The organism is Streptomyces sp. SCA2-17 (genome assembly GCF_044336695.1).
Genome location: NZ_CP117521.1, coordinates 5641887 through 5656441 on the forward strand (window position 1 = coordinate 5641887; position 14555 = coordinate 5656441).

The 14555-nt window shown below is 72.6% G+C and carries 14 protein-coding genes; 11 read left to right on the forward strand and 3 right to left on the reverse strand.

All coding sequences use genetic code 11. The features are described 5' to 3' along the window. Nucleotides 1-53 precede the first annotated feature (53 nt). On the forward strand, nucleotides 54-563 hold the full coding sequence (locus tag PS271_RS25350; protein WP_120758451.1) for an ATP-binding protein: 510 nt from the start codon (nucleotides 54-56) through the stop codon (nucleotides 561-563). Here PS271_RS25350 and idi read toward each other — a convergent pair. From idi to galE, 3 genes are all read right to left on the reverse strand, one after another. Further along, nucleotides 538-1149, reverse strand: a complete 612-nt coding sequence (idi, locus tag PS271_RS25355; RefSeq protein ID WP_356289078.1) for an isopentenyl-diphosphate Delta-isomerase — start codon at nucleotides 1147-1149, stop codon at nucleotides 538-540. The two genes, PS271_RS25350 and idi, sit on opposite strands and share 26 nt — an antisense overlap. Before the next feature lie 56 nt (nucleotides 1150-1205). After that, nucleotides 1206-2153, reverse strand: a complete 948-nt coding sequence (locus PS271_RS25360; RefSeq protein WP_398384903.1) for a cation diffusion facilitator family transporter — start codon at nucleotides 2151-2153, stop codon at nucleotides 1206-1208. Nucleotides 2154-2329: 176 nt separating this feature from the next. Beyond that, nucleotides 2330-3328, reverse strand: coding sequence for a UDP-glucose 4-epimerase GalE (gene galE, locus PS271_RS25365; protein ID WP_398384905.1), 999 nt, complete (start codon nucleotides 3326-3328; stop codon nucleotides 2330-2332). Nucleotides 3329-3611: 283 nt separating this feature from the next. On the opposite strand from galE, the gene PS271_RS25370 reads away from it, so the two are divergent. The 10 genes from PS271_RS25370 (at nucleotide 3612) to hpnE (ending at nucleotide 14496) form a co-directional block, all read left to right on the forward strand. Continuing rightward, nucleotides 3612-5405 (forward strand): DUF5941 domain-containing protein, encoded by a 1794-nt coding sequence (locus PS271_RS25370; protein ID WP_398387052.1) that lies wholly within the window; start codon nucleotides 3612-3614, stop codon nucleotides 5403-5405. Continuing rightward, nucleotides 5402-6139 (forward strand): phosphocholine cytidylyltransferase family protein, encoded by a 738-nt coding sequence (locus PS271_RS25375; RefSeq protein ID WP_398384906.1) that lies wholly within the window; start codon nucleotides 5402-5404, stop codon nucleotides 6137-6139. Before PS271_RS25370 ends, PS271_RS25375 begins: the two co-directional genes overlap by 4 nt. Continuing rightward, on the forward strand, nucleotides 6127-7188 hold the full coding sequence (locus PS271_RS25380; RefSeq protein ID WP_398384908.1) for an iron-containing alcohol dehydrogenase family protein: 1062 nt from the start codon (nucleotides 6127-6129) through the stop codon (nucleotides 7186-7188). The genes PS271_RS25375 and PS271_RS25380 overlap by 13 nt, the downstream gene beginning before the upstream one ends. Beyond that, nucleotides 7166-7951 carry a CDP-alcohol phosphatidyltransferase family protein gene (locus tag PS271_RS25385; RefSeq protein ID WP_398384910.1) on the forward strand — a complete coding sequence of 262 codons (786 nt, stop codon included), beginning with the start codon at nucleotides 7166-7168 and terminating at the stop codon, nucleotides 7949-7951. The genes PS271_RS25380 and PS271_RS25385 overlap by 23 nt, the downstream gene beginning before the upstream one ends. Continuing rightward, on the forward strand, nucleotides 7948-8853 hold the full coding sequence (locus PS271_RS25390; protein ID WP_398384911.1) for a glycosyltransferase family 2 protein: 906 nt from the start codon (nucleotides 7948-7950) through the stop codon (nucleotides 8851-8853). Before PS271_RS25385 ends, PS271_RS25390 begins: the two co-directional genes overlap by 4 nt. A gap of 78 nt (nucleotides 8854-8931) precedes the next feature. Further along, nucleotides 8932-9867, forward strand: a complete 936-nt coding sequence (locus PS271_RS25395; RefSeq protein WP_398384912.1) for an ABC transporter permease — start codon at nucleotides 8932-8934, stop codon at nucleotides 9865-9867. Further along, a complete protein-coding gene (locus PS271_RS25400) occupies nucleotides 9860-10654 on the forward strand; it encodes an ABC transporter ATP-binding protein (RefSeq protein WP_398384913.1) in 795 nt (264 codons plus the stop codon). Before PS271_RS25395 ends, PS271_RS25400 begins: the two co-directional genes overlap by 8 nt. Before the next feature lie 485 nt (nucleotides 10655-11139). Beyond that, on the forward strand, nucleotides 11140-12015 hold the full coding sequence (hpnC, locus tag PS271_RS25405; protein WP_398387054.1) for a squalene synthase HpnC: 876 nt from the start codon (nucleotides 11140-11142) through the stop codon (nucleotides 12013-12015). Then, nucleotides 12012-12962, forward strand: a complete 951-nt coding sequence (hpnD, locus tag PS271_RS25410) for a presqualene diphosphate synthase HpnD (protein ID WP_398384915.1) — start codon at nucleotides 12012-12014, stop codon at nucleotides 12960-12962. Before hpnC ends, hpnD begins: the two co-directional genes overlap by 4 nt. 82 nt (nucleotides 12963-13044) lie before the next feature. Further along, a complete protein-coding gene (gene hpnE, locus PS271_RS25415; RefSeq protein ID WP_398384917.1) occupies nucleotides 13045-14496 on the forward strand; it encodes a hydroxysqualene dehydroxylase HpnE in 1452 nt (483 codons plus the stop codon). Nucleotides 14497-14555: the final 59 nt, after the last annotated feature.

Sequence of the window (14555 nt, forward strand, 5' to 3'; positions counted from 1 at the left end):
TCTTCCCAACACTCATGGGTGCGGTCGACCATGGTGAGGGGTTGGTATCGGACATGGAAATCCTCGGGAGCGTCCCGCCCGACCGCGGGCAGGCCCCGCCCCGGAGCCCGGTCGAATTCGACGGAGCCTGGCGCTTCACCGCTCCCGCGCTGCACTCCTCCGTCCCCCGGGCCAGGCACGCCGTCCGCGACCTCCTCCGGCACCAGCGCGTGCCGCTCTGCGACGACCTGTTCCAGGGGCTCCTGCTGATCGTCTCGGAGCTGGTCACCAACGCCGTCCAGCACGCGGCCCTGCTCTCGCCCGAGGTCGCCGTGGAGGTCTCCATCGGCCGCCACTGGGTGCGGGTGGCCGTCGAGGACGACCACCCCTACCGGCCCAAGCCCCTGGAGGCCGACGACGAGCGCATCGGCGGCCGCGGGCTGCTGCTCGTCCAGGCCATCTCCGCCGAGGCCGGCGGCATGTGCGACGTCGAGCACACCGCGAGCGGCGGCAAGGTGGTCTGGGCCGCCCTGCCGCTCCCCGCGCCGGCCGGCGGGCCTACCAGCCCGCCGCGTCCCCGGTGACCTCGCGCACCACGGGCCGCGCCGCGTCCAGCACCGTCATGAACCACGCCGAGAACGGGTAGCGCGCCCGCAGCGCGTCCAGCTCGTCCGGGGTCACGAACGCGGTCTCCGCGATCTCCTCGGGGGCCGGGCGCGGCTCGGCCCGCACGATTCCCACGAAGAGGTGGTTGTACTCCTGCTCCACCAGGCCCGAGTCCGGGTCGGGGTGGTTGTAGCGCACGGTCCCGGCCTCGCGCATCAGCGCGGGCGCGATCCCCAGCTCCTCGCCCGTGCGGCGCGCCGCCGCCACGAACGGGGGCTCACCCGGATACGGGTGGCCGCAGCACGTGTTCGACCACACGCCGGGGGAGTGGTACTTCTCCAGCGCGCGCCGCTGGAGCAGCAGCCGGCCCTCGTCGTCGAAGAGGAAGACCGAGAACGCCCGGTGCAGTCTGCCGGGGGCGATGTGGGCGGAGAGCTTCTCCGCCGTGCCGATGGTTCTGCCGTCCTCGTCGACCAGCTCCAGCATGATCGGTTCGGCTGAGTCCTCCGGAGCGGGAACCGCTGCGGTGTCGGCGGAGAGGCCATTGGCTGGTGTGATCGGCATTGACCATCCTCGTTGTCGGTCTTCGACCCTCAAGTCTGCCGTACCGGGCCGGGGCGTCAATGACAGAGCTTCGCCTCGTGCTCCGCATGGCCGCCGGGCTCCAGCTGGAAGGTGCAGTGCTCCACGTCGAAGTGCTCGCCCAGGCAGGCTTGCAGGTCGTGGAGCATCTTCTCGTGCCCGACCGAGTCCAGCGCCAGGTGGTCGACCACCACGTGGGCGGAGAGCACGGGCATTCCGGATGTGATCGTCCACACATGGAGGTCGTGCAGGTCCTGCACGCCCGGCAGCGCCATGATGTGCGCCCGGATCGCGTCCATGTCGACGTCCTTCGGCGCGGCCTCCAGGAGGACGTCCAGCGCCTCCCGCAGCAGCTTCAGCGTGCGCGGCACGATCATCAGGCCGATCAGCAGCGAGGCGATCGGGTCCGCCTGCGTCCACCCCGTCAGCATGATCACCACTGCGGAGATGACCACCGCGAAGGAGCCCAGCGCGTCCGAGAGGACCTCCAGGAACGCCCCGCGCACGTTCAGGCTCTCCTTCTGGCCGCGCATCAGCAGCGCCAGGGAGATCAGATTGGCGACGACGCCCACCAGACCGAAGATCACCGTCGTGCCGCCCGGCACGTCGGCCGGGTCCATCAGGCGCCCCACGGCCTCGTAGAGGATGAACCCGCCCACGCCGAGCAGCAGCAGGCAGTTCAGCAGCGCCGCCAGGATCTCCGCCCGGGCGTACCCGTAGGTGCGCCGGCCGCTCGACGGACGGTTCGCGAAGTGGATCGCGACCAGCGCCATGCCCACCCCGACCGCGTCCGTCGCCATGTGCCCGGCGTCCGCGAGCAGGGCCAGCGAGCCGGTCAGCGCGCTGCCCGCGATCTCGGCCAGGAGCACGGTGAGCGTGATGCCCAGCGCGATCCTCAGGCGCCCCTTGTACGCCGCCGCGGCCGTGCCGCTCGTACCCGGCGGAGGTCCCCCGTGAGAGTGACCGTGATCGTGCCCTGCGCCCATGAGATGCCGCCCTCGGAAAACGGGTGCCCGTCCGGCCGGCGGCTGCCGGCCGGGACCCAGTGAACTACGGGTGGGGGGTATCGGGCAACGCGGCACTGAACACCGTTGTCATGTGCTCTGACCTGCGAAGATGCGCGTCTCGCCGACCTGCGGCGATCACCCTGCGTGCGGTGCCGTCAGCCCTGCGGAAGGCTCTGCCGCGCCTCGGGGTGATGCAGGCACCAGCCCTCCCACGCGGACGTGACCATGCTGCGCACGTCGTGCTCGGGGCTCCAGCCGAGCTCCTTCGCGATCAGCTCGTTCGACGCCACGACACGCGCCGGATCACCCGGACGGCGCGGCTCCACGAGCGGCGCGGGCTCCGTGCGGCCGGTCACCGCGGCGATCAGGTCGGCCATCTCCCGTACGGAGACGCCCCGCCCCGTGCCCACGTTCAGCGTGAGGTCGCCCGGCTCCGTGCGCTCGGCCAGCCGGCGGGCCGCCGCGAGGTGCGCGGTCGCCAGGTCCTCGATGTGGATGTAGTCACGGATGCAGGTGCCGTCCGGGGTGGCGTAGTCGTCGCCGAAGATCCGCGGCGCCTCGCCCCGGGTGAGCCGGTCGAACATCATCGGGATGATGTTGAAGATCCCGGTGTCCGCGAGCTCCGGCACCGCCGCGCCCGCCACGTTGAAGTAGCGCAGGCAGGCCGTCGACAGGCCGTGCGCCTTGCCCGTGGCCCGCACCAGCCACTCGCCGGCCAGCTTCGTCTCGCCGTACGGGTTCATCGGCAGGCACGGGGTGTCCTCCGTGACGAGCTCCACATCCGGCATGCCGTACACGGCGGCGGACGAGGAGTACACGAAGCTGCGGACGCCCGCGGCGACGGCCGCCTCCAGCAGCACGGTCAGCCCGTGCAGGTTCTCCCGGTAGTAGAGGAGCGGCTTCTCCACCGACTCCCCGACCTGCTTCTTCGCCGCCAGGTGCACCACGCCGGTCACGCCCAGCTCCGCGAACGTACGGTCCAGCAGCTCGCGGTCCAGCACCGAGCCCCGCACCAGCACGCAGCCCGCGGGCAGCCGCGCGGGCACGCCCGAGGACAGGTCGTCCAGCACGGCGACCCGCTCGCCGGCCTGTGTCATCGCCCGGGCGACGTGCGCTCCGATGTACCCGGCACCGCCTGTGATCAGCCATGTCATGACCGGCACCCTAGCGCCTGGACTGCGGGTCACGATGTGGGTTCGATTCCGGTGACCGGGCGCTCCGCCGGACTTCCGCCCCGGCTTGGAACCGGACGCGTCGCCCGGGCGTCCTCTCCATGGCGGGCCTGCCGGTGGTGTACCGGCGGTGAACGGCGTCTTCCGGTGATCCGATAGCCTCTGCCGACGTGCCGGCCCCCGCCCGGGGCTTCCGGCGCGAACGCCGCCCGCCGCGTCCCGCGGCCCCAGGGGCGGCCATGTCCGCCGCAAGGAGTGAGTTCGTCTGTCGACCGCCATCCTCACCGGTCCGCCGCCCGCCGGCTCCTCCCTGGAGGAGGACCTGCGGTCCCTCGGCTTCGACGTCCGCGTGGCAGCGGACGCCGCCGGGGCGCTGGCCGCCGTCCCGGCCTCGGAGCGGGTTGCTGTGGTGGACCACCGCTTCGTGGGCCACGTGCACGCCCTGCGCCTCGCCCTGACCGACCCCCGCTTCCCGGCCGGCGCCACCGAGGGCGCCCTCTCCGTCCAGCCCGAGGCGCGCGCGTCCCTGACGCACGCGCTGGCCGCCGCTGACGACGGCGGGAACTTGCCCGGCCTCCTCGCCGCCCGCCTGGAAGCCGACGGCGTGGCCGTGCACCGGCCCGACCTCGGCGTCCTCGTCGCGGCCGTGCCCGACGGCGACGAGGCCCGCGCCAAGACCCTCGCCGAGACCGCGGCCGTCGACGACGAAGCCGTACGGCTGCGCAGCGCCGTGAAGTCCCGCGACGGGTTCTTCACCACCTTCTGCATCAGCCCGTACTCGCGCTACCTCGCCCGCTGGTGCGCCCGCCGGGGCCTCACCCCCAACCAGGTCACCACCGCGTCCCTGCTGACCGCGCTGATCGCGGCGGGCGCGGCGGCGACCGGCACCCGGGGCGGCTTCATCGCCGCCGGCGTGCTGCTGCTGTTCTCCTTCGTGCTCGACTGCACCGACGGCCAGCTCGCCCGCTACTCGCTCCAGTACTCCACGCTCGGCGCCTGGCTCGACGCGACCTTCGACCGGGCCAAGGAGTACGCCTTCTACGCGGGCCTGGCCCTCGGGGCGTCCCGCGGCGGCGGCCACGGCAGCCACGACGACGTATGGGCGCTCGCGCTCGGCGCGATGATCCTCATGACCTGCCGGCACGTCGTCGACTTCGCCTTCAACGAGGCGAACCACGACGCCACGGCCAACACGAGCCCGACGGCCGCGCTCTCCGGCCGCCTCGACAGCGTCGGCTGGACCGTCTGGGTCCGCCGCATGATCGTGCTGCCCATCGGCGAGCGCTGGGCGCTGATCGCGGTCCTCACCGCGCTCACCACGCCCCGCACCGTCTTCTACGTTCTGCTGATCGGCTGCGCCTTCGCCGCCTGCTACACCACCGCGGGCCGCGTCCTGCGCTCCCTGACCCGTAAGGCCAAGAGGACGGACCGCGCCGCGCAGGCGCTGGCGGACCTCGCCGACTCCGGCCCGGTCGCCCGGGCGGCGGCCGCCACCCTCGGCAGCACGGTCCCCGGCCGCGCCTACAGCGCTCCCTTCTGGGCCGTCCTCGCCGCCGCCAGCCTGCTCCTGGGCCCGCTGGTCGCCGGCAGCGGCGGCACGTGGCGCGCTGTCCTCCAGGCGGCCGTCTACGCGATCCTCGCCGGCGTCGCCGTCGCCCAGCCCCTGAAGGGTCCCCTCGACTGGCTGGTGCCGCCGGTCTTCCGCGGCGCGGAGTACGGCATCGTCCTGGGACTGGCGGCGCAGTCCGGCGCCCCGGGGGCCCTCCCGGCGGCTTTCGGCCTGGTGGCCGCGGTCGCCTACCATCACTACGACACGGTGTACCGCATCCGCGGCGGCACCGGCGCGCCCCCGCACTGGCTGGTGCGGGCGATCGGCGGACACGAGGGTCGGGTCCTGGCGGTCACCATCGCGGCCGCCCTGTGGCACGGCCGAGGTTTCACCATCGCGCTGACGGTCCTCGCGGCCGCCATCGCCCTCGTGGTGCTCAGCGAGAGCATCCGCTTCTGGGTGTCCTCCGGGGCACCCGCAGTACACGACGAAACAGGAGAACCCGCATGATCGGCCTCGTGCTGGCCGCCGGCGCCGGACGGCGTCTGCGTCCCTACACCGACACTCTGCCCAAGGCCCTGGTGCCCGTGGACGGTGAGACCACCATCCTCGACCTCACCCTGGCCAACTTCGCCGAGATCGGTCTGACCGAGGTCGCGATCATCGTGGGCTACCGCAAGGAGGCCGTGTACGCCCGCAAGGAGGCCCTGGAGGCCAAGTACGGCCTGAGCCTCACCCTGATCGACAACGACAAGGCCGAGGAGTGGAACAACGCCTACTCCCTGTGGTGCGGCCGTGACGCCCTCAAGGACGGCGTGATCCTCGCCAACGGCGACACCGTGCACCCGGTCTCCGTCGAGAAGACCCTGCTCGCCGCCCGCGGCAACGGCCAGAAGATCATCCTCGCCCTCGACACGGTGAAGCAGCTCGCCGACGAGGAGATGAAGGTCGTCGTGGACCCGGACAAGGGCGTCCAGAAGATCACCAAGCTGATGGACCCGGCCGAGGCCACCGGCGAGTACATCGGCGTCACCCTGATCGAGGGCGAGGCCGCCGCCGACCTGGCGGACGCCCTCAAGGTCACGTTCGAGCGCGACCCCGACCTCTACTACGAGGACGGCTACCAGGAGCTCGTCAACCGCGGCTTCAAGGTCGACGTGGCGCCCATCGGCGACGTCAAGTGGGTCGAGATCGACAACCACGACGACCTCGCCAAGGGCCGGGGGATCGCGTGCCAGTACTGACGAGGCTCATCCCCTCGCCGGTCGTCGTCGACATCCGGGCCGGAGCGCTGGACGATCTGGCGAAGATCCTCGCCGATCAGCGGATCTCCAGCTCCGGCAAGCTGGCCATCGCCATCAGCGGCGGCTCCGGGGCGGTGCTGCGCGAGCGGCTCGCCCCGGCGCTGCCCGGCGCCTCCTGGTACGAGGTGGGCGGCGGCACGCTGGACGACGCCATCAAGCTCGGCGACGCCATGAAGAAGGGGCACTACGACGCGGTCGTGGGCCTCGGCGGCGGCAAGATCATCGACTGTGCGAAGTTCGCCGCCGCGCGCATCGGCCTGCCCCTGGTCGCCGTCGCGACGAACCTCTCGCACGACGGGCTCTGCTCGCCGGTCGCGACCCTCGACAACGACGCGGGCCGCGGCTCCTACGGCGTGCCCAACCCGATCGCCGTCGTGATCGACCTCGACGTGATCCGCGAGGCCCCGGTCCGCTTCGTGCGCTCCGGCATCGGCGACGCGATCTCCAACATCTCCTCCGTCGCGGACTGGGAGCTCTCCCACCGCGAGACGGGCGAGGGCATCGACGGCCTGGCCGCCGCCATGGCCCGGCAGGCCGGCGAGGCCGTGCTGCGCCACCCCGGCGGCGTCGGCGACGACGGCTTCCTCCAGGTGCTGGCCGAGGGCCTGGTCCTGACGGGCATCGCCATGTCGGTGGCCGGCGACAGCCGCCCCGCCTCCGGCGCCTGCCACGAGATCAACCACGCCTTCGACCTGCTCTACCCCAAGCGCGCGGCGAGCCACGGCGAGCAGTGCGGCCTCGGCGCGGCCTTCGCGATGTACCTGCGCGGCGCCCGCGAGGAATCCGCGCTGATGGTCGAGGTGCTGCGCCGGCACGGCCTGCCCGTGCTGCCGCAGGAGATCGGCTTCAGCGCCGAGGAGTTCGTCGCGGCGGTGGAGTACGCCCCGCAGACCCGCCCCGGGCGCTACACGATCCTGGAGCACCTCGCCCTCTCCACCGACCAGATCAGGGACGCTTACGCCGACTATGCCAAAACCGTCACTAGCTGAACTCCGCCCGGTCGTCCACCCCGGCGGGCTCAAGGACCGGCGCAGCGGCGAGCACTGGGCCGGGCGCCTGTACATGCGCGAGGTCTCCCTGCGCTGCACGCGGGTCCTGCTCAACACCCGGCTCACGCCGAACCAGTACACGGGCCTGATGATCCTGGCCGGCATCGCCGCGGGCGCGGCCCTGGTGATCCCGGGCCTGGCCGGGGCGATCCTGGGCGCGCTCCTCATCCAGCTGTACCTGCTGCTGGACTGCGTGGACGGCGAGCTCGCGCGCTGGCGCAAGGTCACCTCCACGACCGGCGTCTACCTGGACCGGGTGGGGCACTACCTCTCCGAGGCCGCCCTGCTCGTCGGCTTCGGCATCCGGGCGGCCGACGTCCTGCACCGGGACGGCGCGGCCACGCAGTGGCAGTGGGCCTTCCTCGGCACGCTGGCGGCGCTCGGCGCGATCCTGATCAAGGCGGAGACGGACCTGGTCGACGTGGCCCGCGCCCGCAGCGGCATGGCGGCCGCCGAGGAGGCAGCGGCCACGCCCCGCTCCTCGGGCATGGCCCTGGCCCGCAAGGCCGCGGCCGCCCTGAAGTTCCACCGCCTGGTCGGCGGCGTCGAGGCGTCGCTGGTGATCCTGGCGGCCGGCATCGCGGACTCCGTCCACGGCGACCTGCTGTTCACGCGTGTCGCGGTGGTCCTGCTCGCGGCCGTCGCGGTGTTGCAGACTGTGCTGCACCTGGTGTCCATCCTCGCGTCGAGCAGGCTCCGATGAACACTCCCTCCGCTCCCGCTGCCAAGGTCGGCGCGGTTGTCCTCACCATGGGCAACCGCCCCGCGGAGCTGCGTGCCCTGCTGGAGTCGGTCGCCAAGCAGGACGGCGACCCGATCGAGGTCGTGGTCGTCGGCAACGGCTCCCCGCTGCCGCCGATCGCCGTCCCCGGCCTGAGCGTGCGCACCGTCGAGCTGTCGGAGAACGTCGGCATCCCGGCCGGGCGCAACGTGGGCATCGAGGCGTTCGGGCCCGCCGGGCGCGAGGCCGACATCCTGCTGTTCCTGGACGACGACGGCCTGCTGCCCGGCCAGGACACCGCCGAGCTGTGCCGGCAGGCGTTCGCCGCCGACCCGAAGCTCGGCATCGTCAGCTTCCGGATCGCGGACCCCGACACGGGCGTCACCCAGCGCCGCCACGTGCCGCGGCTGCGCGCCTCCGACCCGATGCGCTCCTCGCGGGTGACCACCTTCCTGGGCGGCGCCAACGCGGTCCGCACCCGGGTCTTCGCCGAGGCCGGCCTGCTGCCGGACGAGTTCTTCTACGCGCACGAGGAGACCGACCTCGCCTGGCGGGCCCTCGACGCGGGCTGGATGATCGACTACCGCGCGGACATGGTGCTGCACCACCCGACGACGGCCCCGAGCCGGCACGCGGTCTACCACCGGATGGTCGCCCGCAACCGGGTCTGGCTCGCCCGGCGCAACCTGCCGGCCCCCCTGGTCCCGGTCTACCTCGGGGTGTGGCTGCTGCTGACCCTGCTCCGGCGGCCCTCCCTGCCCGCGCTGCGGGCGTGGTTCGGGGGCTTCAAGGAGGGCTGGACGACGCCCTGTGGTCCACGGCGCCCCATGAAGTGGCGTACCGTGTGGCGCCTGACCCGGCTGGGTCGGCCTCCCGTGATCTGACAAGCTCTTGTCTATGAGCACCGGGCGCGGGCCGGGGCGAACCCCCGGCAGCGCACCTTGAGGACGAAAGTGTCAACTGTGAGCGAGACAACGCACGGCAGTGCGGTCGCCATGAGTGCCCCGCCATCACCCGACGACGGCATGCCCGCCGCCGAGCTGGCCAGGAAGTACGGCCTCGCGGTGAGCGGGGCCCGCCCGGGGCTGGCGGACTACGCCCGGCAGCTGTGGGCGCGGCGGCATTTCATCGTCGCGTTCTCCCGGGCGAAGATGACGGCCCAGTACAGCCAGGCCAAGCTGGGCCAGGTCTGGCAGGTGGCGACGCCGCTGCTGAACGCCGGCGTCTACCTGCTGATCTTCGGCGTGCTGATGCAGCAGTCCAAGGGCATGGGGATCCGTACGTACATCCCCTTCCTGGTGACCGGCGTCTTCGTCTTCACCTTCACCCAGAGCTCGGCGATGGCCGGCGTGCGCTCCATCGCGGGCAACCTGGGGCTGGTGCGCGCCCTGCACTTCCCGCGGGCGGCGCTGCCGATCTCCTTCGCGATGCAGCAGCTCCAGCAGCTGCTGCTGTCGATGTGCGTGCTGTTCCTGTTCCTGCTCGGCTTCGGCCACATGCCGACCATGTCCTGGGCGCTGATCGTCCCGGTCCTGGTGCTGCAGTTCCTCTTCAACACCGGCCTGGCGATGATCCTGGCCCGGGCGGGCAGCAAGACCCCCGACCTGGCGCAGCTCCTGCCGTTCATCACGCGGACGTGGATGTACGCGTCCGGTGTGATGTACAACATGGTCGAGGCGCTGGAGAAGGCGCACGCCTCGAAGTGGGTCATCGATGTCATCGGGGCCAATCCGGCCGCGGTCTACATCGACCTGATGCGCTGGTCCCTGATCGACGACCACAGCCGGATCCACCTGCCGCCGCACGTGTGGCTGCTGGCGGTCGGCTGGTCGCTCGTGGTCGGCATCGGCGGTTTCGTGTACTTCTGGAAGGCTGAGGAGCAGTACGGCCGTGGCTGAACAGAACCCGACCCCCGCGGCGGACGCCGCCCGCGTGCCCACCGTGATCGCGGACGACGTCCACATCGTCTACCGCGTCTACGGCGGCAACACCGGCCGCGGCAGCGCGACCGCCGCCCTCAACCGGCTCGTGCGGCGTCAGCCGAGCGCGGGCGTGCGCGAGGTGCACGCCGTCAAGGGTGTGAGCTTCACCGCCTACCGCGGCGAGGCGATCGGCCTGATCGGCTCGAACGGCTCCGGCAAGTCCACCCTGCTGAAGGCGATCGCCGGGCTGCTGCCCACCGAGCGCGGCAAGGTCTACACCGACGGCCAGCCCTCGCTGCTCGGCGTGAACGCGGCCATGATGAACGACCTCACGGGCGAGAAGAACGTGATGCTCGGCGGTCTGGCCATGGGCATGTCGCGCGAGCAGATCCGCGAGCGCTACCAGGAGATCGTCGACTTCTCCGGCATCAACGAGAAGGGCGACTTCATCACGCTGCCCATGCGGACCTACTCGTCCGGCATGGCGGCCCGGCTGCGGTTCTCCATCGCCGCGGCCAAGGACCACGACGTGCTGATGATCGACGAGGCGCTGGCCACCGGTGACCGCTCCTTCCAGAAGCGCTCCGAGGCCCGCATCCGCGAGCTGCGCAAGCAGGCGGGCACGGTCTTCCTCGTCAGCCACAACAACAGGTCGATCCGGGACACCTGCGACCGCGTGCTGTGGCTGGAGCACGGGCAGCTGCTGATGGACGGCCCGACCGAGGAAGTGGTCCGGGCGTACGAGAAGGAGACGGCCCGCTAGTACCGCGCGGGCCGGGCGCGGACCGGTCGTCCACGGGCCCCTGCCGGTGCGCTCCGGCAGGGGCCTTGACCGTTCCGTAACGATCAACTGGCTTATTGGCAGGGTTGATTCGCTGCCCGCGTGGCATTGTATGGATCAAGCACCTACCCGGTCGCGCGTCGGACAGGTGTGCGGCGTACGCTGTACCGTGCTGAATTGCGGCGAAGCGTGCGATACCGGTGTATCCACGACTCCGGGGAAGGTCCCGGAGGCGCCGCCGGATGTGGTCCGGCGGCAGGTGCCGAAGGGGGAGCAGGGGGCGCCGAAGGGGGTGTCTACCCTGCGGCGTGTCCGAAATAGGATGTTCTGGGTCGGCAGTGTAGAACGGGAGATGTGACGGCAATGGCTGTATTGGCTGCGGGGCCTCTCCGGATCCGAGGCGTGCACGCCGTCCCCGGTCCGGGCAGCCCGCTGTGACGGCGGGGACGGACGCGCACGAGCGCGCCGTGCTCGACAAGGCCGCGCACGAGAACTTCCCCGTGGCACCCTTCTTCGTGCCGCGCGCCTGGCGGGACGACCTGATGGCCGTCTACGGATACGCCCGCCTCGTCGACGACATCGGCGACGGCGACCTGGCCCCCGGCGGGCGGGACGCCGAGCTGCTGGGCCTGGAGCCGGGCCCGGACGACACGAAAGAGACCCGGCTCGCGATGCTGGACGCCTTCGAGGCCGACCTGCACCGCGTCTTCACCACCTCCGGCACCGGCCCGCGCCACCCGCTGCTGCGCCGCCTGCGCCCGACCGTCCGCCGCTGCGGGCTGACCCCGGAGCCCTTCCTGGGGCTCATCGAGGCCAACCGGCAGGACCAGCGGGTCCGCCGCTACGGTACGTACGACGATCTGCTCGCCTACTGCGAGCTGTCCGCGAACCCCGTCGGCCGCCTCGTCCTGGGCATCACCGGCACCTCCAGCCCCGAGCGGGTCCGCCGCTCGGACGCGGTCTGCACCGGGTTGCAGATCGTGGAACACCTGCAGGACGTCGCCGAGGACCTCGGCCGCGACCGCGTCTACCTCCCGGCCGAGGACATGGAGCGCTTCCGCGTCACCGAGTCCGACCTCGCGCGCCCGGTCAGCGGCGCATCGGTGCGTGCCCTGGTCGCGTACGAAGGGGAACGCGCCCGGGAACTGCTGAATGAAGGCACCCCCCTGGTGGGTAGCGTCCACGGCAGGTTGAAGCTGTTGCTCGCGGGGTTCGTGGGCGGGGGGAGGGCCGCGCTCCGTGCGGTCGCCGCCGCAGGACACGACGTACTGCCCGGACCGCCCAAGCCCACCAAGCTCAGCCTGCTGCGCGAGGTGGGAGCGACACTGCGAAGAGAGGGGTGAGCAGGACCGTGAACGGAACCCCCGACGCGTCCGCACCGGTGCTCGCCGCGTACAGCTACTGCGAGGCGGTCACCGGCCAGCAGGCCGGTAACTTCAGCTACGGCATCCGGCTCCTGCCGACCGCGAAGCGGCGCGCCATGTCGGCGCTCTACGCCTTCTCGCGCCGCGTCGACGACATCGGCGACGGGCCGCTGGACGCCGACGCCAAGCACCGCCGCCTGGAGGAGACGCGCGAGCTGCTCACCCGCATAAGGGAGGGCCGCATCGCCGAGGACGACACCGACCCGGTGGCCGTCGCGCTCAGCCATGCCGCGCGCCGCTTCCCCATCCCGCTCGGCGGGCTGGACGAACTCATCGACGGCGTCCAGATGGACGTGCGCGGCCAGTCGTACGAGACGTGGGACGACCTCGCGGTGTACTGCCGCTGCGTCGCGGGCGCCATCGGCCGCCTCTCCCTCGGCGTGTTCGGCACCGTGCCCGGCGCGCGGGACGCCGCGCGCGCCGCCGAATACGCCGATACCCTCGGCCTGGCGCTCCAGCTCACCAACATCCTGCGCGACGTCCGCGAGGACGCCGCCAACGGCCGCACCTACCTGCCCTCCGACGACCTCGCGAAGTTCGGCTGCGCCGAGGGCTTCCACTCCGCCCGCCCCCCGGCCGGCGCCGACTTCACCGGCCTCGTCCACTTCGAGGTCCGGCGCGCCCGCGCCCTGTTCGCCGAGGGCACCCGGCTGCTGCCCATGCTCGACCGCCGCAGCGGCGCCTGCGTCGCCGCCATGGCCGGCATCTACCGCCGGCTGCTCGACCGGATCGCCGAGGACCCCGAGGCGGTCCTGCGCGGCCGGGTCTCCCTGCCCGGCCGGGAGAAGGTCTACGTCGCCGTGCGCGGCCTGTCCGGCCTCGACGCCCGCAGCGTCCACCGGCGGACCGCCGGGGGGCGCGCTTGATGCCCCTGATCCGGGCCGTCATCCGGCGCGCAACCCTCCGCCCTGCGGACACGTCCCTGACAGCAGCCGAAGGGGTGGGCACATGACAGCCACGACAACCGGGCCCGGCCGCGGCCCCGATGACGGGGACGGCGCCGCGCCCGCCCGCGCGGTCGTCGTCGGCGGCGGCCTCGCGGGCATCACGGCCGCGCTGGAGCTCGCCGACGCCGGAGTGCGCGTCACCCTCCTGGAGGGCCGGCCCCGGCTCGGCGGCCTCGCCTTCTCCTTCCGCCGCGGCGACCTCACCATCGACAACGGCCAGCACGTCTACCTGCGCTGCTGCACCGCCTACAGCTCCTTCCTCGACCGGATCGACGCCCTGCACCTCGCCCCCTTGCAGGACCGCCTCGACGTGCCCGTCCTCGACGTCGGCCACCCCTCCGGCAAGCCCCGCCTGGGCCGGCTGCGCCGCACCGCCCTCCCCGTCCCGCTGCACCTGGCCAAGAGCCTCGCCACGTACCCGCACCTCTCGCTCGCCGAGCGCGCCGCGGTCGGCCGGGCCGCCCTGGCCCTGCGCGGCCTCGACCCGCAGGACCCCGCGCTCGACGGCACGGACTTCGGCGGCTGGCTGCGCCGCAAGGGCCAGTCCGCCCGCGCCGTCGAGGCCCTGTGGGACCTGATCGGCGTGGCCACCCTCAACGCCACCGCCGGCGAGTCCTCGCTCGGCCTCGCCACCATGGTCTTCAAGACCGCCCTGCTCACCGACCCCGGCGCCGCCGACATCGGCTGGGCCCACGTCCCCCTCGGCGAGCTGCACGACACCCGCGCCCGCGCTGCCCTCGAGGCGGCCGGCGTCCGCACCCTGCTGCGCACCCGCGCCACCGGCATCGCCCGCGCCGCCGACGGCACCTGGCAGGTCGGCGCCGAGACCGGCCCCGGCACCGCCGAGCAGCTCACGGCCGACACGGTCGTGCTCGCCGTGCCGCAGCGCGAGACCCACGGCCTGCTGCCCGACGGCGCCCTCGACGAGCCGGGCCGGCTGCTGGAGATCGGCACCGCCCCGATCCTCAACCTCCACGTCGTCTACGACCGCAAGGTCCTGCGGCAGCCGTTCTTCGCCGCGCTGGGCTCGCCCGTGCAGTGGGTCTTCGACCGCACCGAGTCGTCGGGGCTCGCCGCCAAGGGAGAGGGCGGGCAGTACCTGGCCGTCTCCCAGTCCGCCGCGCAGGACGACATCGAGCGGCCCGTCGCCGAGCTGCGCGCCCGCTATCTTCCCGAGCTGGAACGGCTGTTGCCCGCCGCCCGCGGCGCCGGCGTACGGGACTTCTTCGTGACCCGGGAGCGGACAGCGACGTTCGCCCCCACCCCGGGCGTCGGCCGGTTCCGGCCGACCGCCCGCACGAACACGCCCGGCCTGTACCTGGCCGGCGCGTGGACCGCCACCGGCTGGCCCGCGACCATGGAGGGCGCGGTGCGCAGCGGTGTCCACGCCGCCGGCGCGGCACTCTCCGAGCTCGGCCGACCGCACGTGAGCCCCCTGCGGGAGGCGGTATGACCGAGGCGAGCCATGAAGCGTCGCGTGCCCGGACCGGGCCGCGCACGAGCACGACCACC

What these genes read in the sequence shown, in the direction of transcription:
- PS271_RS25350 (WP_120758451.1), top strand. Translation starts at nt 54, where the DNA reads ATGGAAATCCTCGGGAGCGTCCCGCCCGACCGCGGGCAGGCCCCGCCC.
- idi (WP_356289078.1), bottom strand. Translation starts at nt 1,149, where the DNA reads ATGCCGATCACACCAGCCAATGGCCTCTCCGCCGACACCGCAGCGGTT.
- PS271_RS25360 (WP_398384903.1), bottom strand. Translation starts at nt 2,153, where the DNA reads ATGGGCGCAGGGCACGATCACGGTCACTCTCACGGGGGACCTCCGCCG.
- galE (WP_398384905.1), bottom strand. Translation starts at nt 3,328, where the DNA reads ATGACATGGCTGATCACAGGCGGTGCCGGGTACATCGGAGCGCACGTC.
- PS271_RS25375 (WP_398384906.1), top strand. Translation starts at nt 5,402, where the DNA reads ATGATCGGCCTCGTGCTGGCCGCCGGCGCCGGACGGCGTCTGCGTCCC.
- PS271_RS25385 (WP_398384910.1), top strand. Translation starts at nt 7,166, where the DNA reads ATGCCAAAACCGTCACTAGCTGAACTCCGCCCGGTCGTCCACCCCGGC.
- PS271_RS25390 (WP_398384911.1), top strand. Translation starts at nt 7,948, where the DNA reads ATGAACACTCCCTCCGCTCCCGCTGCCAAGGTCGGCGCGGTTGTCCTC.
- hpnE (WP_398384917.1), top strand. Translation starts at nt 13,045, where the DNA reads ATGACAGCCACGACAACCGGGCCCGGCCGCGGCCCCGATGACGGGGAC.